This is a genomic window from Salinispora mooreana, from assembly GCF_000379065.1.
Lineage (GTDB): Bacteria > Actinomycetota > Actinomycetes > Mycobacteriales > Micromonosporaceae > Micromonospora > Micromonospora mooreana.
On sequence record NZ_KB900614.1, the window covers coordinates 2,740,019 to 2,758,983 of the forward strand.

General features: G+C 68.0%; 13 protein-coding genes and 11 pseudogenes. 15 read left to right on the forward strand and 9 right to left on the reverse strand.

Annotation, left to right across the window (positions count from 1 at the left end; genetic code table 11):
* Window positions 1-2 precede the first annotated feature (2 nt).
* From SALPAC6_RS0112880 to SALPAC6_RS0112935, 12 genes and pseudogenes are all read left to right on the forward strand, one after another.
* Window positions 3-1,409, forward strand: a complete 1,407-nt coding sequence (locus SALPAC6_RS0112880; RefSeq protein ID WP_018253826.1) for an MFS transporter — start codon at window positions 3-5, stop codon at window positions 1,407-1,409.
* Window positions 1,406-2,377, forward strand: coding sequence for a saccharopine dehydrogenase family protein (locus SALPAC6_RS0112885; protein WP_018253827.1), 972 nt, complete (start codon window positions 1,406-1,408; stop codon window positions 2,375-2,377). The genes SALPAC6_RS0112880 and SALPAC6_RS0112885 overlap by 4 nt, the downstream gene beginning before the upstream one ends.
* A gap of 31 nt (window positions 2,378-2,408) precedes the next feature.
* Window positions 2,409-2,570 (forward strand): annotated as a pseudogene (locus SALPAC6_RS29395) (SDR family oxidoreductase); the annotation flags it as partial.
* 83 nt (window positions 2,571-2,653) lie between these two features.
* The gene (gene wrbA / locus SALPAC6_RS0112890) at window positions 2,654-3,271 is read left to right on the forward strand and encodes an NAD(P)H:quinone oxidoreductase (RefSeq protein WP_018253828.1); all 618 of its coding nucleotides are present in this window, start codon (window positions 2,654-2,656) and stop codon (window positions 3,269-3,271) included.
* Between the two features lie 237 nt (window positions 3,272-3,508).
* Window positions 3,509-4,408: a hypothetical protein gene (locus SALPAC6_RS0112900; RefSeq protein ID WP_018253829.1), complete on the forward strand. Its 900-nt coding sequence runs from the start codon at window positions 3,509-3,511 to the stop codon at window positions 4,406-4,408.
* Window positions 4,405-5,721 carry a hypothetical protein gene (locus SALPAC6_RS25860; protein WP_018253830.1) on the forward strand — a complete coding sequence of 439 codons (1,317 nt, stop codon included), beginning with the start codon at window positions 4,405-4,407 and terminating at the stop codon, window positions 5,719-5,721. The genes SALPAC6_RS0112900 and SALPAC6_RS25860 overlap by 4 nt, the downstream gene beginning before the upstream one ends.
* Window positions 5,616-6,245 (forward strand): TetR/AcrR family transcriptional regulator, encoded by a 630-nt coding sequence (locus SALPAC6_RS0112910; protein ID WP_018253831.1) that lies wholly within the window; start codon window positions 5,616-5,618, stop codon window positions 6,243-6,245. The genes SALPAC6_RS25860 and SALPAC6_RS0112910 overlap by 106 nt, the downstream gene beginning before the upstream one ends.
* Before the next feature lie 45 nt (window positions 6,246-6,290).
* Window positions 6,291-6,444: pseudogene (locus SALPAC6_RS30160) on the forward strand (asparaginase domain-containing protein); the annotation flags it as partial.
* A 472-nt stretch (window positions 6,445-6,916) separates the two neighbouring features.
* Window positions 6,917-7,099 (forward strand): hypothetical protein, encoded by a 183-nt coding sequence (locus SALPAC6_RS0112920; protein WP_018253833.1) that lies wholly within the window; start codon window positions 6,917-6,919, stop codon window positions 7,097-7,099.
* Between the two features lie 88 nt (window positions 7,100-7,187).
* A pseudogene (locus tag SALPAC6_RS25865) lies at window positions 7,188-7,431 on the forward strand (peroxiredoxin); the annotation flags it as partial.
* Window positions 7,432-7,900: 469 nt separating this feature from the next.
* Entirely contained in the window at window positions 7,901-8,563 is a 663-nt protein-coding gene (locus SALPAC6_RS0112930) for a hypothetical protein (protein ID WP_018253835.1), read from the forward strand.
* Window positions 8,564-8,854: 291 nt separating this feature from the next.
* Window positions 8,855-9,637: a hypothetical protein gene (locus SALPAC6_RS0112935; protein WP_018253836.1), complete on the forward strand. Its 783-nt coding sequence runs from the start codon at window positions 8,855-8,857 to the stop codon at window positions 9,635-9,637.
* 28 nt (window positions 9,638-9,665) lie between these two features.
* On the opposite strand, the gene SALPAC6_RS0112940 is transcribed toward SALPAC6_RS0112935, so the two are convergent.
* The 3 genes and pseudogenes from SALPAC6_RS0112940 to SALPAC6_RS25870 form a co-directional block, all read right to left on the reverse strand.
* Window positions 9,666-9,884 carry a hypothetical protein gene (locus SALPAC6_RS0112940; protein ID WP_018253837.1) on the reverse strand — a complete coding sequence of 73 codons (219 nt, stop codon included), beginning with the start codon at window positions 9,882-9,884 and terminating at the stop codon, window positions 9,666-9,668.
* Between the two features lie 125 nt (window positions 9,885-10,009).
* Window positions 10,010-10,267, reverse strand: a pseudogene (locus tag SALPAC6_RS30165) (NAD-dependent epimerase/dehydratase family protein); the annotation flags it as partial.
* A pseudogene (locus SALPAC6_RS25870) lies at window positions 10,192-11,025 on the reverse strand (IS256 family transposase); the annotation flags it as partial. The pseudogenes SALPAC6_RS30165 and SALPAC6_RS25870, both read right to left, overlap by 76 nt.
* A 50-nt stretch (window positions 11,026-11,075) precedes the next feature.
* Here SALPAC6_RS25870 and SALPAC6_RS0112955 point away from each other — a divergent pair.
* Complete coding sequence (locus tag SALPAC6_RS0112955; protein WP_018253839.1) at window positions 11,076-12,236, forward strand: IS30 family transposase; 1,161 nt, start codon at window positions 11,076-11,078, stop codon at window positions 12,234-12,236.
* A 29-nt stretch (window positions 12,237-12,265) separates the two neighbouring features.
* Here SALPAC6_RS0112955 and SALPAC6_RS0112960 read toward each other — a convergent pair.
* Both SALPAC6_RS0112960 and SALPAC6_RS30170 read right to left on the reverse strand, forming a co-directional pair.
* Window positions 12,266-12,727, reverse strand: a pseudogene (locus SALPAC6_RS0112960) (transposase); the annotation flags it as partial.
* A gap of 273 nt (window positions 12,728-13,000) precedes the next feature.
* Window positions 13,001-13,128: pseudogene (locus SALPAC6_RS30170) on the reverse strand (NAD-dependent epimerase/dehydratase family protein); the annotation flags it as partial.
* Between SALPAC6_RS30170 and SALPAC6_RS25875 the strand changes: the two are divergent.
* Window positions 13,125-14,138 (forward strand): annotated as a pseudogene (locus SALPAC6_RS25875) (IS110 family transposase); the annotation flags it as partial. The pseudogenes SALPAC6_RS30170 and SALPAC6_RS25875 sit on opposite strands and share 4 nt — an antisense overlap.
* Before the next feature lie 20 nt (window positions 14,139-14,158).
* Here the strand turns inward: SALPAC6_RS25875 and SALPAC6_RS27705 are convergent.
* The 3 pseudogenes from SALPAC6_RS27705 to SALPAC6_RS30185 all read right to left on the reverse strand — a co-directional run.
* A pseudogene (locus SALPAC6_RS27705) lies at window positions 14,159-14,647 on the reverse strand (IS5 family transposase); the annotation flags it as partial.
* Between the two features lie 23 nt (window positions 14,648-14,670).
* Window positions 14,671-15,406 (reverse strand): annotated as a pseudogene (locus SALPAC6_RS30985) (DNA-methyltransferase).
* 109 nt (window positions 15,407-15,515) lie between these two features.
* Window positions 15,516-15,764, reverse strand: a pseudogene (locus SALPAC6_RS30185) (hypothetical protein); the annotation flags it as partial.
* 217 nt (window positions 15,765-15,981) lie between these two features.
* On the opposite strand from SALPAC6_RS30185, the gene SALPAC6_RS0112985 reads away from it, so the two are divergent.
* Window positions 15,982-17,364, forward strand: a complete 1,383-nt coding sequence (locus SALPAC6_RS0112985; RefSeq protein ID WP_026189630.1) for a hypothetical protein — start codon at window positions 15,982-15,984, stop codon at window positions 17,362-17,364.
* A gap of 200 nt (window positions 17,365-17,564) precedes the next feature.
* On the opposite strand, the gene SALPAC6_RS0112990 is transcribed toward SALPAC6_RS0112985, so the two are convergent.
* The gene (locus tag SALPAC6_RS0112990) at window positions 17,565-18,704 is read right to left on the reverse strand and encodes an IS701 family transposase (protein WP_018253844.1); all 1,140 of its coding nucleotides are present in this window, start codon (window positions 18,702-18,704) and stop codon (window positions 17,565-17,567) included.
* Window positions 18,705-18,965: the final 261 nt, after the last annotated feature.

Consider the following 18,965-nt stretch of genomic DNA (forward strand, 5'->3'; position numbering starts at 1 on the left):
CCGTGGAACTCGTGGTGTTTCTTGAGGTGTCGATCGTCAACGTTGCACTGCCGGCGATGGGTGCAGCGCTGACGTTGACCGAGTCCGGGCTGACCTGGGTGGTCAACGCCTACCAACTCACCTTCGGCGGCTTGCAACTGGTCGCCGGTAGGGCCGCGGACGTAGTCGGCCGGCGTCGCATGTTCCAGGCCGGAATCGCGCTGTTCACCGGCGCGTCGCTACTGGCGGGCCTCGCGCCCGACGCGGGCACGCTGCTGCTGGGTCGAGCGGTACAGGGCGTTGGTGCAGCGATCGTGGTCCCCGCCGAGCTCGCGTTGATCGCCGCGATCTTCACCGAACCCGCCGTCTACCGTCGGGCGTTCGCGGTATGGAGCGCCATGGCCGCCGCCGGCGCGGGCTCGGGTGTGGCGTTGGGCGGCGTCCTGACCCAGACACTTGGTTGGCCCTGGATCTTCCTGATCAACGTCCCGATCGGAGTGGTCGCCCTTGTCCTGAGCCCGCGCCTGCTCCCCGCCGACCCGCCCTGGGCCGGGCGCGCCAGCGGCGCTCGGACCCGGCTGGACCTGGTAGGTGGACTCACCGCCACCGGGTGCCTGCTCGCCGTGGTCCTGCTCGCCACCGAGCTGCCCACCGCCGGGTGGACGCCGCTCACCTACACGGCAGCCGTCGCCACCCTCGGGCTCGGTACGGTGTTCGCGGTCAACCAGCGGCGCCATCCGGCCCCGATCCTGCCGCCGCAACTGCTGCGGATACGCCAGGTACGGGCCGGCGTCGCGGCCAACGCTCTCGTGGGCGCCTCCCACGTACCGGCGTTCGTGCTGCTGTCGCTCATGCTCCAGCAGGCCATGGGATACTCCGCCCTCGCCGCCGGATTCGCCGTTCTGCCCATCGCCGCGGTCAACATGGTCACCGCGCGTACCGCGCTGCCCTGGGCGATGGGCCGCTTCGGGTCACGCGTGGTTCTCGCGGCCGGGATGTTCCTGGTCGCGCTCGGCCTGGCCGGATACGCGATCCTGCTGCACCCCGGCGCCAGCTACCTGACCGCCGTGTTGCCGGCCAGCCTGATCTTCGCAGCCGGCCTGCCTGCTGTGTTCGTCGGTTCCACCGCCCCCGCCGTACGCAGCGCACCTGAAAATCAGCAAGGAGCCGCCTCTGGCCTGGTCAACACCGCCCAACGCCTCGGCGCCGCCCTGGGCCTCACCGCCTTGCTGATGGCCTCGGCAGCATGGACCGACAACCGCGGCAGCGGCGACGGGGCCACCGCGCTCGCCGATGGTCTGCGCCTGGGGTTTGCCGGCGCGGCCGCCATCGCCGTCCTGGGAATCCTCTGCGCGCTGGCCATGGGCACCCGAGAACCGAAGAAGCCGGCGAGCGGCGATACACCACCACAGGAGGCGGTCGCCCGATGAACCGGATCCTCGTCCTCGGCGGATACGGCGCCGTCGGCATGCACGCCGTGACCGCACTGGTCAGTCACCTACGCACGACAGACGTGGTGGTGGCCGGCCGTAACCCACACCGTGCGCCGCGCGTGCCGGGGTCCACCGTGGTGCGCTTGGACGCCGCCGATCCCGGCGACCTGGCCACCGCGCTCAACGGGGTTGACGCCGTGCTCATGTGCGCCGAACTCGATAACGCGCGGATCGCCCGCGCCTGCCTGGAGCGGGGGATCCACTACGTGGACATCTCGGCTTCCCACCGACTGCACGTCGAGATCGAACACCTGGACGAGCTCGCCTCCCAGCGGCAGGCCACAGCGGCCCTCAGCGTCGGACTGGTCCCCGGGGTCAGCAACCTGCTTGCCCGACACTGCGTCGAACAGTCAACAACGCGGCAGGTGCACATCGGCGTGCTGCTTGGTTCCGGGGAACGGCACGGGCCAGCGGCGCTCGCCTGGACTCTCGATGGGCTGGGCCGCCTACACGGCTCGTGGGCAATGCGATTTCCGGCTCCGCACGGCGAGCGAACCGTGTATCGGTTCCCGTTCTCAGACCAGTACACGCTCTCCACCACGCTGGGTGTCACAGCGAGTACCGGTCTATGCCTGGACTCCCGGCTGACCACCACGCTGCTGGCAGCCACCGGGCGACCCGGCATCGCCCGCCTGCTACATCGCCCCTGGATCCGCCGCACCATGCAGGACGCGCTAGCCAAGATCAAGCTTGGCGGTGACGAATTTGCCGTCACCGTCGACTCCGGCACCAGTCAGGCAAGCTTCAGCGGTCGCCGGCAAAGTCGCGCCACCGGTCTCGCTGCGGCGCTACTCATCCGAGACCTGCCCGCGATGCCCTCGGGCGTACGGCACATCGAGCACCTCGTGGAGCCGAGAGCCTTTCTCACCGAACTCGCCGCCAGCGGGTTCACCCTCAACCTGTGAAGCTGACACGCCGATTTCTACCGAGCGATCCCCCGCTGGCCGATTCGCCCAGCCGGACGATGTCGCCGGCGCGGTCACCTGACTGGCTGGCGACACCGCCAGTTATGTATCCGGAGCGATCATTCCGGTCGACGGCGGCCTCAGCATGGGACATCAGGGGCTGACGCCTTCCAACGTCCGATCGGCCGTTTGACGTGACGACCACGGGGTAGCCGCGCTCGGCGACGCCCGCGTCCGCGCGCCGGACCAACCCGATGGTGAGGGGGAAGACATCCGATGGCCGCCCAGACCAAAGTCACGGTGATCTACTACAGCGCGACCGGCATCACGTACCAGTTGGCCAAGGCCGTGTGTGAGGCGGCCGGCGACACCGGCGCTGAGGTGCGGCTCCGCAAGGTACGAGAGCTCGCTCCGGACGAGGCAATCCGGGCGAACGCGGGCTGGCAAGCCCACCGGCTGCAGACCCAGGACGTGCCAGAGGCCGAGCCCGACGACCTGACCTGGGCAGACGTGGTGATCCTCGGATCACCCACCCGCTACGGTTTGGTCGCCGCGCAACTTAAGCAGTTCATCGACACCACCGGGCCACTCTGGATGCGTGGCGCGTTGGCCGACAAGGTGTACTCCGCCTTCACCTCCACCGCCACCCTGCACGGCGGCCAGGAAACGACACTGACCTCCCTTTTCTCCGTCTTCTACCACTGGGGCGGGATCGTGGTGACCCCTGGCTACACCGACCCGAGCCAGTTCGTCGCCGGCAACCCGTACGGCGCTTCGCACACCAGCGACAACGCGGAGGTCGCCCCGGACAGCACCGCGCTCGGCGCGGCGGCGCTTACCGCCCGACGGGCGGTGCGGATCGGTGCCGCGCTGAAACAGGGACTTGCCGGCTGACGTCGGCGGAATTCGCCGCGGTAAACAGGTCGGCGAGGACATCCTCCGGGCTGAGCACCGACTCGGGGTGGAGCTGAACCCCGGCACGTTGGTGACCGCATCGGCGAAGTCCGGGCGGTCCGGTGGGAAGACGCCGACCGGGACTGAGCCGACGTGGGCTCACCGGTCCACCCCTTGAGCAGATGCTCAAATCAGCCTACCCTCTGTTTGAGCGGTCGCTCAAACATGAGAGGAAACATGACCAGTGAGCCGGAGCCGGAGCCGAGACGCACCTGGGCCAACTGGACGCTCGCCGGCCTCATCGCGACCTTCGGGATCGTCGTCTACGCCGTCACCGTGGCCCAGGGGCGCGCCGACAGCGCCCTGCTCTTCGTCGGACTGCCGGTGCTGCTGGCCGCCGCCCTCGCCCTGACCCCGGGCCGCACCACCCACGGCCGGGTCTTCGCCGCCACCACGATCGCGCTGCTGCTGGCCTCGGTGGCGCTGCACGAAGGCGCCATCTGCGTCATCCTGTCCGCGCCGCTGGTATACGCGATGGCCCACGGCACCACCGCCCTGATCAGGCTGGCCCGCCGCAACACCACCCGGGCGTACTCGCTGGTCGCCGTGCCCCTGCTGCTCGTACCCGGGCTCGAGGGCACCGGGCTCGCCCCACGGATTGCCCCGGAGCAGTCGGTCGAGGTGGTCCGGGTGGTTACCCTCCCGGCCCACGCGGTCGGCGAGCGGCTGGCGACCGGCCCTCGCCCGGTGCCGGTCCGGTCGGTGCCGCTGCGCCTGCTCGGCGTACCCGTGCCGACCCGGATCACCGGCGACGGCCTCGCCACCGGGGACCGTTGGATGTTCGCCTACCCCGACAGCTCGCACGGGCCAGGCGGGCATCTACTCACCGAGGTCACCGGCACGGAGCCGGGCCGGGTCGGCTTCCGGTTCGTCGAGCACACCGCCATCCCCGGTCGGTGGGTCACCTTCCGGCGCGCGGAGGTGACCTGGCAGGCGGTGGACCGGGAACGTACCGAGGTGCGCGTCCGGGTGGCGTACGAGCGCGGTCTCGATCCCTCCTGGTACTTCGGGCCGCTCCAGGACGGCCTGCTCCACGAGGGCGTGGGGCACCTGCTCGACATGCTCGTCCTGCCATGACCGCCGCCCGTTGGCTCGCCCTGGGGGTGCCCCTGCTGGCGGTGCTGGCCGCGGCCCGACTGGAGCGCGACCGGCGGGCGCGGGCCGCCGCCCTGCTCGCCGCCGTGGCCGCCGCCCTGGGCGTCGCCGCGCTGAACGAGTCGGCCCGCCGGACGGGCTGGTACGCGTTCGCGCCGGTGCACGGGGCCTACCGGGGGATACCGGTCGACCTGTGGCTGGGTTGGGCGGCGCTCTGGGGCGCGCTGCCGGTGCTGCTACGTCGGCTCCTGCCCCTGCCCCTCGCGCTGGGCCTGCTGCTCTGGCTCGACGTGGTGGCGATGCCGGCGCTACACCCGCTTGTCCTGCTCGGGCCGCACTGGCTGGTGGGCGAGGTGGTGGGGCTGCTCGCCGTGGCCCTCCCCGCGCAGCTGCTCGGACGGTGGAGCGCCGACGGCCGGCACCTGCGGGCCCGGGTGCTGCTCCAAGTCGTCGTCTTCGCCACGCTGCTGCTGTGGTTCGTGCCCAGTGTCGCCTTCGAGCTGGGTGGCGGCTCGTGGTCCCCGCTCACCGGGCTGCCCCGGGCCGCCCTCCTGGTCCTGGCCCAGGTCGCGCTGCTGGTGGCCACCCCGGCGCTCATCGCGGTACGCGAGTTCGCCGGACGGGGCGGCGGCACCCCGTACCCGTGGGATCCGCCGGCCCGGCTCGTCAGCACCGGGCCCTACGCGTACCTGGCGAACCCGATGCAGGTCGGCGCGGCTGCCCTGCTCCTGCTGGCCGCGACCGCCCTCGCCGTGGCCTCCAGCGCGGCCGTGGCCCGGCCGCACGAGGAGCACGACCTGGCCTGCCGGTACGGGGACGCCTGGCGGGACTGGCGACGGTCGGTACACGACTGGTGTCCGCGCTGGCGGCCGTACGCCTCGGGCGCGCCCGCGGTGTTGCGGCTCGACGCCGGGTGCGGGCCATGCGTGGCGGTCTGGCGGTTCCTGGCGCGGCGAAACCCGGTGAACCTGACGATCGCCCCGGCCAAGGAGGGGCAGCTACGGGCCGGGTACACGGGCGGCGACGGCCACGCGGAACGGGGGGTGGCCGCCGTCGCCCGTGCTCTCGAGCACCTCAACCTCGGCTGGGCCTGGGTGGGCTGGACCCTGCGGCTGCCCGGCATGACCTGGCTGGCGCAACTGATGACGGATGCGATGATCGCACCGCCACACCCGGCGGGAGGAGAGCGATGTCCGACACCAAGCGACGCCTGCTCCACGGCACCCTCGCCGCGATCCGCCAGCACGGCATCGCCGGCGTCTCGGCCCGCACCATCGCCACCGCCGCCGGAGTGAACCAGGCGCTGGTCTTCTACCACTTCGGAACGCTCGACGAGCTGCTGGCAGCCGCGTGCCGGACCGGCACGGCCGAGCGGGTCGCCCACTGGTCCGCCCGGCTGCGCCAGGTCGGGTCGCTGCGCGAACTGCTCGACGTCGGGCGCGCCCTGCACGAGGAGGAACGCGAGCTGGGCAACGTGTCCGTGCTGTCCCAGATGCTCGCCGGCGCACAGGCCGACGAGCGCCTCGCCGCCCCCACCGCCGAGTCTCTGCAGCTGTGGGTGGACGAGATCGAGCTGGTTCTGCGCCGGCTGCTGGCCGGGTCACCGTTCGCCGAAATCGCCGACGTTCCCGGGCTCGCCCGCGCGGTGTCGGCCGCCTTCATCGGCCTGGAGCTGTACGACGGCGTCGACCGGCCCTCAGCCGAGCGCGCCATCGAGGCGCTGGACCAACTCGCCGTGCTCATCGAGGTCGTCGACGACCTCGGCCCGATCGCCCGGCGCACCCTCCACAACAAGATCAGCAAGGCGACCCGACGCTAGGCCACAGTGCCGATCGAGTGGTCGGGAGCGGTCAGCGGCGGCGGCGAGGAGACCACCTACCTGCTCGACCTGCTGCCCAGCGGCGATGCGCCCATCGTGGTGGCCGGGGGCGATGCGCAACCCGACCCAGGCCGGTGCCGACGGGCCGGCCACCGTCCTTGCCGCGATCCACACCAGCCCCACCGCCCGCGGCCTCGGCCCTGGGCCAGCACCCCCTCAGCCTCGGCCACCAACCCGACCGGAATTCGCCAACACGCCTCCGGTGTAGACGACGAGGCCGAGAGCACCGGTATCGAGCCGACCATCGGCATCCGCGGTGAACCGCCAACGGTCGTAGCGAGTCTTGCCCAGCACGATCACCACCTCTACCACGGTTCGGACGTGCCCCCAGACGTCATCTTCTCCGGCGGGCTGAAGTCGAATGCGACGTTCAAGAACACCCTGCTCACTGTGACATCAAGCTTCATCAACAGAACAGCTTGGTGATGCGGGACGGGGGTACACACAGCGGCTTTCCACAACCAGCGATCTCGACACGGCCCTGCACTTCGTCCGTGACAAGGACATCGCCTTCCAGCTGGCGGGTCAGTCGCTCGACGGTGTCGAGACCTCGAGGAAGTTCGGCAACAGCACGCACAAGATTCACTACGGGTACGTCTACGTTGTCCGTGGTGGCGTGGTTGATCGATGTCGCTGCCTGGACCTCAGATCGCCAACTGCCCGCCGCGCAGTCGGTACGAGACTGGCGACGGTTACCGGTCACCGACCTGGTGGGGACGCTAAGCCACCGCACGCTTCTGCTCAACCCCGGCACGGACCTGGAGGTACGCCTGCCGGCGGCCGCGCTCACCTGACCGCTCTGGAGCCAACGCCGGGGCCGGCACCCACCAGCCGCGTGTGTTTCAGCTCAAGGTTTGGATCAGGGCCTTGTCGTTGGTGACCTCCCGCCAGCTCGTGGCGAGTCGTCGGCGCGGCTGCCCTGTCGGGCTGGGCGCCGACGTCGCCACGGTGGCCGAGGCGACGGGTGCCTACGTCAATGACGAACCGCATCACCTGCAGTCGACCGGATTTGTCCTCGCCCCCGACGGCACCGTGCTGACGGCCGTCTACTCGAGCGGAGCGATCGGTCGCCTGCTCCCCGACGATGTCGCCGGCCTGGTCCGGCTACATCCACGAACACAGCTGACGGGACCGAGCCCGCTGAGGCCCGCGCTGAGGTGACCGGCGGCCACCCTCCCCGCTGACCTCGGCTACGGACGGGGCCTGCCCGACGTTGTAGTCCCACGGGTACTGCGGATCGCTCCCGCTCTGTGGTTGCATGCCCTATATCCAATTTTTCATCGCTATGTCCGGAGAATAACTATCTGGGGTGTGGTCGAGGTGCGGTGGTGGCGGAATCCCGGCGGGCGTCGGGGCGTTACACCCTGCGCACGACCGAGGAAGCCACCCGCCGGTGAGGTGGGTGAGACCCCGGAATGATGACGGCCCGCCGGTCGTTACACATGGACCCGGCGCCGTGCACGCCCCCACAGTGGGGCCGCGGTCGCCTCGGGGAGCTCTTTCTCTTTCTGTTCTGTTGAGCGCCGGACGGTGCTCGCACCCTGCGCCCCCCTTTTGGGTGCGTGTGGGGTGTCGACCCCGAATGGAGCATTCTCATGAACACGATTCTGCGTCGTAGTGTGCTGGCCCTGGCCGCGTCCGCGACCCTGGGCGGAGCCTTCGCGGTGGGCGCCACGCCCGCAACCGCTGCCGGCAACCCGGACAAGGTGGCCGAGGCCTCGTCGTGGCTGCAGGAGGAACTGCTGAAGTTGCAGCCCGGCACGGCCGACGGCGGTGTCTACACCGACAAGCCCGGCTATCACAACACCCGCGTAGCCAACGGCCCCACCGACTACTCCGTCCTTGACGACAACGACCAGGGCGGACCCTCGGACAAGGCCGCTGCCTACGACTGGACCTTCTCGGAGGCCACCAACATCGCGGAGTACTCCAGCCGCCTGCTCGCCTCCGGCCAGGACCCCGATGATCCTCGACTGGACGGCTGGCGTGAGTTCTTCGGGCAGGCCGACAGCGACAACGAGGTGGAAGGCTGGGACTTCCGCAAGGACGAAGCCGCCTCTTCCGACCCATCGCACCTGTGGCACATCCACCTGAGCGAGGACCGGGACAAGGTCACCAGCTTCGAGAACAAGGAGGCACTGCTCAGCGTTCTTCGAGGCGAGACCGTGGACCAGTGGCGGCTCAACAAGTGGACGGAACACGCTGTTGGCCGGCACCCGAACCGGGTGCCGGCCAACAGCCGTCACATCTTGCAATGACAGGCTAAGGGTAAGACGTCACCGGTCCTGGTCTGGACAAAGGACGAGGATGGCGTACGCGATCGGCATGGTACGACGGGGACAGCGATCACGATTGCTACCTGGCTCACCCACTTCTGCAACCGGCACCGCCGCCGCTCCGTCACGACGGCCGCTCACCAGTTGACTACGGCGATCAGCGGCACGAGCTCGAGAGGCTCAAGCCGCGACCGGCCCCCACGCTTCCAGGGGAGTTGACAAACTGTCCAATATGGCGTGACGATGGCAAGCCGGATGAGAGGAGTCCATGTTTTGGGTACCATCACACGTCGGTCCCTGCTGGCCGCCGGCGCAACAGGACTCCTTTCCACGATTGCCGGGGCATCACCGGCGCTGGCCGAACCGGTCGGGCCAATCCCGTCGTCACTGGTGACCAAGTATGGTCTGGACACCCGGTGGTACGGCAAGTACGTCGACGCATGGGGGCTGCCGGTCTTCGGTCCGCACCACCTGCAGGATGAGACCCTGGTGCGGATGCGGAACCAGCTCGGTACCATGCTGTGGACCAACCCGTACTGGCCCGTACACGAGTTGAACCGGCAGAACGTCCGCCTCGTCGTCGTCGCCAGAGGCGAGCGCATGAGCGCGATCCCCGAGGTATACCAGCAGTTCGGCACAAGCCTCGACGAGCGGTACTGGGCCGGGTTCGGCGCCACTCCCTCCTTCCCACTGTCGACCTGCAGCGAGAGCAACGTGCTGGACAACCAGGGGCGGGCAAATCTGTTCGTGCATGAATTCGGACACACCCTGCATCTGATGGCCCTGCAGAACATCGACCCCGCGATGTCCACCGAGTTGTCCAATGCCTGGGGCAACGCCCGCGCCAGCGGTCTGTGGACGAACACGTACGCGGGAACGGATATGAAGGAGTACTTCGCCGAGGGAATGCAGAGCTACTTCGGAGTAAACTACCCCGGACCGCCCGGCGGCGACGGCGTGCACAACGACATCAACACGCGGACGAAGTTGCAGGCCTACGACCAGCCCCTGTTCAACCTCTTCGACCGCATCTACCGAGGCGCGATGCTGCCGTAACGACGGAACCACCGTTCACATCGGCACGCTAACCACCCGGCAGCGCGGCCCGACTGGCAGTGAGGGCGGCAACGCGTTCGTCCAGCCGGTACAGGGTCCGCAACCGCCGCTGACCGAAGTCCAACGACGGAAACAAGGCGTTCGCGAGCTGGAACGACGTCCCGACACCGTGGTCGTACAACCAGCCCAGCAACACCCGATCACGGCCGGTCAGCTGGGACTGGACCCGAAGGACCAGATCATTCACCGGCTACCACCTCCTTCCCAAGTAGGGAAAGCCCGCCCCAGGGGAGAATCCAAGACCAGGCAGGGCCTGTCGACGCGGCGGCGCAGCAGGTCCAGGCACCTGCGGGGGTCGACCTCCCTATATTCCTATGTGGGAAGGTCGGCGTTGGCGAAGGCGCCGCCCATCCAGCGGTCGGCCAGCGGCCCGAGACCGGGGCATAGGCGGTCGGCGCTGTCAGCCGGCTGGTACCCGAGGGCGTCCCAACCAGTGCGCGGCCACCACGAATCGCGGTTGTCAGAAGTGCCGTACACCGTGAGGAACGGAGAGGTCAGGGGCCGGGTGGCGGCGGCGTACAGCAGCGGTGGCATCTCGGGCCTGGGAAGAAGATGTCGAGGGAGTTGAGGGCCTGTTTCCAGCCGTGGACGCCGGCGCCTTCGACGAGACGGGGCGGTGCCTGTCGGGCCTGGGTGCGGGGTTTACCGGCCTCGGCGGCGCGTTGCCGGGCGCGTTTGTCCTCGATGTCGGCGATGGCCAGCCAGACCAGTTTGACCACGGCGTCGTCGGTCGGGAAGTGCCCACGGTTCTTGATGACCTTGCGGATTTGGTAGTTGAACGACTCGATCGCGTTGGTGGTGTAGATGATCCGTCTCACCTCGGGCGGGAAGGCCAGGAACGGGCAGAACCGGTCCCACGCCCGTTCCCAGACGGCGACCGCGGCCGGGTAGCGTTTCCCGAGGGGGCTGTCGGCGAAGGTGAGTAGAGCGGTCTCGGCGGCTTCGACCGTCGGCGCGGTGTAGATCTCTTTGAGCGCGGCGGCCATCGCCCGGCGGTCCTTGTAGGAGACGAACCGCGTCGCCGCTCTGATCAGGTGCACCACGCAGGTTTGCACGGTGGTGTGCGGCCACACGGCCTCGATCGCCTCGGGTAGGCCGGTCAGGCCGTCGCAGCAGGCGATGAGGACATCTCGTACGCCTCGGTTACGCAGTTCGGTGCAGACCTGCATCCAGAACTTGGCGCCCTCGGTCTGCTGGACCCAGATCCCGAGGACGTGTTTGACCCCGTCGACGCCGACACCGACGACCAGGTAGCAGGCCTTGTTGCGCACCGTGCCGCCGTCGCGGACCTTCACCATCAGCGCGTCGACGTAGGCGATCGGGTACACCTGGCGGTTTCTATCGGTGATTGCGAACGCCCCGGAAGGAGAGCGTTCGGATGCCGAAGTACGCCCCCAACAAGATGCCGAGCTCGGTGAAGAAGCGGTACTTTGAGTTACTCAGGGAGGGCTACAAGGGTGCGGCGGCGGCTCGGGTGGTGGGGGTCTCCGCCAGCTGTGGTTCGAACTGGTTCATCGATGCTGGAAGCATGATCGTCCCCGACGCCGGCCCGGTATCGCCGCGCTTGCTGACTCAGAACGACCGCATCGCGATCGCCGACGGACTCCAGGCCAAGCAGACCGTCAAGGAGATCGCCGCGTCGATCGGGAAGAGCTTTCAGACCGTCTACCGCGAGCTCAAGCGCAACGCGAAGCCGGACGGCAGCTACCACCCCTGGTGGGCCCACAACCAGTCCCTGCTGCGGCGTCGCCGTCCCAAGGAGGAGAAGATCCGCGGCAGCGAGCCGCTGCGGACGCTCGTGCGCGAGAAGCTCACCGAAAAGTGGTCGCCACAGCAGATCGCGCGTTACCTGGCCCGCGAGTACGCGAATGACCTGGCGATGCGGGCCTGTCCGGAGACGATCTACCGGGCCCTGTTCGCCGGCCTCCTCGGCTGCCGCGAGGCCAAGCTCCGCACCGGCCGCACCCGCCGCAAGAAGCAGCGCCGTGGTGTCCCCACACCCAACAAGATCAAGAACATGACGCTCATCCACGAGCGGCCCATCGAGGTCAACGACCGTGCTATCCCCGGGCATTGGGAAGGGGACCTGATCATCGGTCGCGGCCAGGGCTCTGCGATCGGCACCCTCGTCGAGCGCACGACACGCTACGTGCACCTGATCCACCTGCCGCACGGCTGGAAGGCCCCGCAGGTCCGCGACGCGCTCATCACGCAGACCGCGCACATCCCGCCCCAGTTGCGGCGGACGCTGACCTGGGATCAGGGCCGTGAGCTGACCCTGCACGAGGACATCGAGGCGCTGACCGGGTTTCGGATCTACTTCTGTGACCCACACTCACCCTGGCAGCGCGGCACGAACGAGAACACCAACGGCCTACTGCGGCAGTACTTTCCCAAAGGCACCAACCTGTCCATCCACACTGCACGACACCTCCGTGAGGTCGCACGTCAGCTCAACCAGCGCCCCCGACTCGTCCTTGGCGACAGGACCCCAGCCGAGGTCATGCGAGAATGCCTCACAGGCCCATTGACCAGGTGATTCGCAACCACTGATAGAAACCGCCCCTCGTCCAGGGGGCGGGTCTGCCACGCCTTCACCTCGTCGAGGACCTCGTCGGTGATGGTGGAGATGGTGTCCGGACCGACCTCGGTGCCGTACACCCGGTGCAGGTGATGCGAGATATCGCGCACCGTCATCCCACCGGCGTACAAGGAGATCACCACGTCCGAGAGCCCACCGAGGCGGCGGGTGTTCTTCGGCAGCAGCACCGGGGTAAACGTTCCCGCCCGATCCCTCGGCACCCGCACCTCGACAGGTCCGACCTCGGTCTGCACCGTCTTCGGCGTGTGCCCGTTACGCGAGTTCCCCGAACCCTTACCCGTCGGATCATGCGCCGCGTAGCCCAGATGCTCGGTCAACTCCGCCCGCAACCCCCGCTCCAGCACGGTTTTGACCAACTCCGACAAGAATCCACCCGGCCCCGTCAACCGCAGCCCGTCGCCCTTGATCTGCGCCAGAACGGCGTCCATCACCTGCTCGTCGACCAGGTCCGCGACCGCCTTCCGCGCGGCCTGCTTTGCCGCCTGCTCGTCGAGCACCGGGGCGGCCAGAGGCAGCCTCGGCGCATCCGTGACGGCCTGTTCCCGCAGCCCACGCACCTCGCCGTCGTCAATCGGGAGGTCCTGCCTCTGCGGGTTGATCATCGACATCGTCACCACACTTGTCCTATCTGTGTCGACCGGCTCCTACCAGCCATAACGGATATTCATCTCAATCCGTTACACAGATCTCCCTACAAGCCCGTGGGTGCCGGTGACGTTGTGCTCCACCAACTCCGGGAACGGTCCCTCCTGGGTGTCCCCGCAAGATGCACGACGGCCGCGACCCCAGTGCTGGCCTTCTCGACCGCATCCAGGTCACGCAGGTCGGCAGATCTACGCGATCAACCCGGTCGCGGTCGCTCGTTACCGAGACCGATACACCGTCTCACGCACCAAGTCCGACCATGTCGACGCGGTGGTCCTGGCCAACAATCTGCGCACCGACATGGCCGTGCACCGGCCGCTGCCCAACGACTCCGAACTCGTCCAGGCGATCGCAGTTCTCGCCCGTGCGCAACAAGACGCCGTATGGGATCGAACCCAAGCCCACAACAAACTGCGCTCACTGCTGCGCGAGTACTACCCGACGTTCCTGCTGGCCTTCCGCGACGCCCACGGCGGGATCACCCGCCCCGAAGCGCGCGCCGTACTCGCCGCAGCGCCCACCCCCACCCAGGCAGCGACACTGACCCCAGACGACCTCGCCGACGCCCTACGACGAGCCGGCCGGCAACGAGGCGTCACCGCCGAAGCTGACCGACTGCACCAAGCCCTGGCCACCGCAACCCTGCACCAGCCACCCCTGGTCGAACAGGCCATGGGACGACAAGCCCTAGCCCTACTGCACGCCTTGGACACCGCCTGCCTCAACGCCGAAGACCTGGCCACGGCCGCAGAACAGTCTTTTGATCAACACCCGGACGCCGAGATCATCACCAGCTTCGCAGGCCTCGGTCGACTCATCGGCGCCCGGGTACTCGCCGAAATCGGAGATGACCGATCCCGCTTCGCTGATACACGAGCACTGAAATCGTATGCCGGTTCCGCCCCGATCACCCGCGCCTCCGGCAAGAGCCTGATCGTCATGCACCGACGAGTGAAAAACCAGCGCCTCGCCCACGCCAGCCATCTCTGGGCCTCCGCCCTCACCGCCTCCCCCGGCGCCCACGCTCATTACCAACGCCGACGAACCGCCGGCGACGGCCACACCGCCGCCCTGCGCCACCTGTCCAACCGGCTCCTTGGCTGCCTTCACCACTGCCTGCAAACCCGACAGCTCTACCAGGAGACAACCGCCTTCACCCCACCCCAACCACAACAGCTACCCACCGCAGCTTGACACCAAATTGCGTGGGATGTCTTGTCGGCCAGGACGAGGTCGGGGCTGGTGCGGGGCCGTCCCACCCCGAGACGGGTCACCTTGATACGGCGCAGGACCGGGATGAACTGCGGACTGTCACCACGATGCCCGGCGGTCACGACCATCGACAGGACCTTCTGTCCCTGCTCACAGGCCAGGTGCGTCTTGGTACTCAGACCGCCGCGGGATCGTCCGAGGGCGTGATCGGCGGGTTCGTCGTGCACACCACCCGGGTGGCTCTTTTTGCAGGTGGCCGTCTGCACGGGCGCCGGCGGCGTGTTGGTGGGCGCGGCTGGTCATCGAGTCCACGCTGACCAGCCAGGTGATCCGGCCTTGCGCATCGCCGGCGGCCTGCGAGGCGGCCGGGATCTTGTCCCAGGTGCCGTCTCGCGCTGCCAGCAACGGAACAGGCCGTAGATCGTCTGCCAGGGGCCGTACTCGGCCGGCACGTCACGCCAGGGCGACCCGATCCGAATCCGCCACCTGATCCGGCGGCACCGCATTGACGACCCTACCCGGGCGTGTATTGAGTGGTGGCGTCGGTGATCCGCTGTCGTGCAATCTGGGCGTAGTGGCGGGTGGCCTCGATACCGATGAACGGGTGGCCAGCGTCAACGGCGGCGACGCCGGTGGAACCGGAGCCGGTGAACGGATCGAGTATCGTGCCGCCGGGCGGGCATACCTGACCAGGTCGGCAAGCAGGCTGACGGGCTTCTGGGTGATGTGCTGCCTGCCCTTACCGCAGGGCTGGCTGGCCGAGTAGAGGCCGGGCAGGTGGACGAGGCTGCGGGTGGCGTCGATCGACCCGTGCGAGCCCCACAGTAGGTACTCACAGTCGGCTTTGAACCCGCCGACACGCGGGCGGGAGATGGGTTTGTGTCAGCAGATGATGCCGCGCCATAGCCAGCCGCCGGCCTGCAGGGCGTCGCTGGCGGCCGGTAGTTGCCGCCAGTCGGTGAACACGAGCAGGGATGCGCCGGGCCTTGAGATCGGAAGCAGCCGGCGAGGACCAGCGACAGCCATGCCGTGTAGGAGCGCTGGTCGCGATTGTCGCCGACGAAATTCCGCAGCTGATGGGCGGCGTCGCCCGAGACGTATTGCCGCGGGCGGTGTCCTTGGTCCGGTCGGATTGGGTACGGCCGCCGGAGTTGTATGGCGGGTCGGTCAGCACGAGATCGACGCTCGCGGCGGGCAGGGTGGGGCAGGATCGTCAGGGCGTCACCGTGGTGCACAGTCCAGGGGCTCATCAGCTCTCCCAGGTCAACCGGGGTGTCTGAAGGTTGTCCGCCGGTGGTGGTGTCCCCGAGTCACCACCACCGGCGGGTGTGGCTGGACTACTGCCGCCGGGCGGCCGGCGCCTCGTACGTGGGTGTTGGGTGCGGCCGGTGTGCCGAGTAGCACACCCAGCCACGGCCAGCGGGCCTCGGCCACCCGGGCGAGGGCGTAGTAGCCGGCCATCGTCAACGCGACCACACACGCGGTCAGGGCGGTGGATGAGTCGGCGTCGAGGACGATCCCCGCCGTCGAGGCCAGCCAGGCGAGCAGGGCGCCGACGGTGGCGGGGACAGCGGTGCGGATGAGGGAGATCAGGTAGTCGTGCGTTATTGGGGGTTCCTCTCGGGTGTGCGGGGTGCGCTTGATGCCACGGCGGTTTCGTGTCTCGTTCAGGCGTGTTTTTCGTGTTCATGTCTTAGTGGGGTTGGTGTCGGTTTAACTCGGGTGGCTACTACCGCCTGCCTGGTAGCCGAGGAACACCACCCCGGGTCCTGCCCCGGGATTGATGGTTCCTCGTCCGTGGCGGGGAAAGGACACCGAGACCGCGATGAACCATCCACACCACACCCACACACCCAGCCGGCCCGGCGGACGCCGGGCGAGGTCACGCTGGTGGGCCGTCGGATTGGCCGGCATGACCGGCCTGACCCTCACCACCGCTGCCGTCGGCGTCGTCGGCGCACCGGCCACCGAGGCCGCCGCACGCATCGTTCCCAACGCCGAAAACCGGCCCGAGCAACCCGACCGGCCCGCCGCCGACAGCCACCGCGACGAAGGCAAGCGCAAGAACGAGAACAAGAGGTCGAAGGGCATCCCCGTTCCCTGCGACGCGGACAAGTTGATCGCCGCGATCACCCTCGCCAACGCCCGCGGCGGCGCCGTGCTCGACCTCGCCAAGAAATGCACCTACCTACTCACCGCCAACATCGACGGCGCCGGCCTGCCCGCGATCACCACCCCCATCACCCTCAACGGCGGCAAACACACCACCATCAAACGCGCCGCCGCCGCCGAGGAATTCAGAATTTTCACCGTCAACGCCAACGGTCGGCTCACCCTCAATCATCTCACTATCACCGGTGGCCGGACCTCCGGCGGCGGTGCCGGTGGTGGGATCTTGATTAATGGCGGCGGTGCCGCCGCGGTCAATGACAGTAAAATTATTCGTAATGTCGCCCCTAATGCTGACGCTGGTGGAGTGGCAAATATTGGCGGTGATCTCGAAATCAACAACTCCCTAATTGGCCAGAATGCTGCCACGAATATCGGCGGCGGAGTCTTCAGTATCGGCACACTTACCGTCGACAAGTCCCGCTTCGACGCGAATACCGCTCTTACTGGCGGCGGTATCACCATCACCGGTGGCGACCTCCGTGTTACGCGAAGCGAGATGGTCAATCATCATGCTGCCCAGGGTGGGGGCATCTTCATTCTTTCTGGTGTGACCGGCAGTATCGCTGATACGCGCTTCGAGGGAAACACGGCGACGATCGATGGTGGTTCCGCCATAGCCGGCGTGCCGACGCAGCTCACCATGTCACGGGTCACCATTGCCAATAACTCCGCTCCCAGCAATCAGGGACTAGGTGCGCTTTTCCTGGAAGGCGGTTCCATGCTTGTTAAGGACAGTATCATCAAGAACAATACCGGAATCAACGGCGGCGGCATTCGTAACCGGGGGGCGTTGACCTTGCTGCGTACAAAGGTTAGCGGCAATCAGGCCACCGGTTCGGGGGGCGGAATTTATAATGAATCCGTCGGAACGCTCACCCTCTTCTCGACCAAAATCGTCAAGAACACTGCCGTCGCCGACGGTGGCGGGATCTTCAACGAGGCGGGTGGCACGGTCGAGTTGAACACCGCCACCGGCACTACCGTGGTCAAGAACCGGCCGAACAACTGCGTCAACGTCACCGGCTGTCCGGGCTGATCCCGTCGCCCGGGTATCACGAGGGGCCCCGCCCCTACCGTCTACGGGCGGCAGGGGCGGGGCCGTTCCGGGTTAGTACTCCAGCCGCACTTGGCTGAGTTGTTGTCTTCGCTGGTAGTGGCTTGTTTTGGCCCTGAACTGGTGGCGACGACGCCACCATGACCATCGATTGATGTGGTCGCGGGTTCGCCTGCGGGTGATCAGGTGTGCCAGGAGACGTCGAGTCTCGGCGAGGCTGAGGGGAACGAGGCCGGCCCGGTCGGTGGTGCCCCCTTTTCCGCCTTTGCGGCGGTGACGGTGAGGAAGGCGTGGGCGCACATAGCGAGTGTTATGTGGCGGTACCACGCGTCGTAGCGGCGCACCTGATAGTCGTCCAGGCCGACCTGTCCCTTGGCGGTCTGGAAGCACTCCTCGACGGCCCACCGAGTGCCGGCGACGCGGATGAGTTCCTCGTCGTCGGTGTCGGCCGGTCCGTAGCACAGGTAGTAGGCGAGCTCGGTCGGGTCGGTGATCGACCGGCGGATGAGCAGCCAGCGGGTGAATCCGTGCTCGGCGGTGCCGGTGTCGGGCAGGGTGGCTACGGCCCAGTCGAACAGGCGCGGTCCCTTGGCGCCGGCGCCGCAGCTGCGCCGTTTCCAGGCCGGGGCAGGGGCCGCGGCGGCCAGTTCGTCGGCGCGGGCGGTGCCGCCGTCGGTCGGGATCTTCTGGTTGCAGGCCACGGCCAAGACGTAGCCCATGCGCCGGGTCTGCAGCCACAGCCGGAACTTGCTGTCCTTGCCGTAGGCCTCGTCGGCGGTCACCCACTGAGCCAGCAGTCCCGCGTCCAGTGCGCGGCGCAGCATCTGCAACCCCAGCGCCGGCTTGGTCGCGAACCGCACCTTCGCCGGTACCGCGGCTTCGGTCCGCCGCCTGTCATCGGCGCACCAACTCTGCGGCAGATACAGTTCCCGGTCGATCAAGGTGCGCCCGTGCGCGGACGCATACGCCAGGAACACCCCGAGCTGGCAGTTCTCGGTCCGCCCGGCGGTCCCGGAGTACTGGCGTTGGACGCCGGCGGACTTGGTTCCCTTCTTCAGGAACCCTGTCTCATCGATGATCAGAACGCCGGCGGCGTCGCCGAGGTGCTCCGCGACGTAGTCGCGCAGGTCATCGCGGACCGCGTCAGCGTCCCACGCCGACCTGTTGAGCAGCCGTTGCATACCGTCAGGGGTGTTCTCCCCGGCCGCCTCCGCGAGGGTCCAGCCATTCTTGCCAGCCAGCGGCGACAGCAGGCCCAACACATAGGCCCGGGCCCGCCGGCGTGGCTCCACCCGCCGAAACCGGCCAGCGACCCGCGCCATCAGGTCATCCAGACTTGCCGCCCACCCCGAAAGATCGTCCGTCACCACAAGTGCGGCAGTCTACGATGGACGATCGTGTACTCTAACGCCTGACCCGCATCTACGGTCCTAGCTGCGCAAACACGGTCAACGGAAGTGCGGCTGGAGTACTAGTAGTGCTTTGTTAGGTCGTTGTGGCGTGTCGCTTGTGTGAGCATGGTGGCGGTGTTTGGCTGCGGTGCGTGGATGAGCGGGAACTCGCCCGGGTGCGGGGGCGGTTGG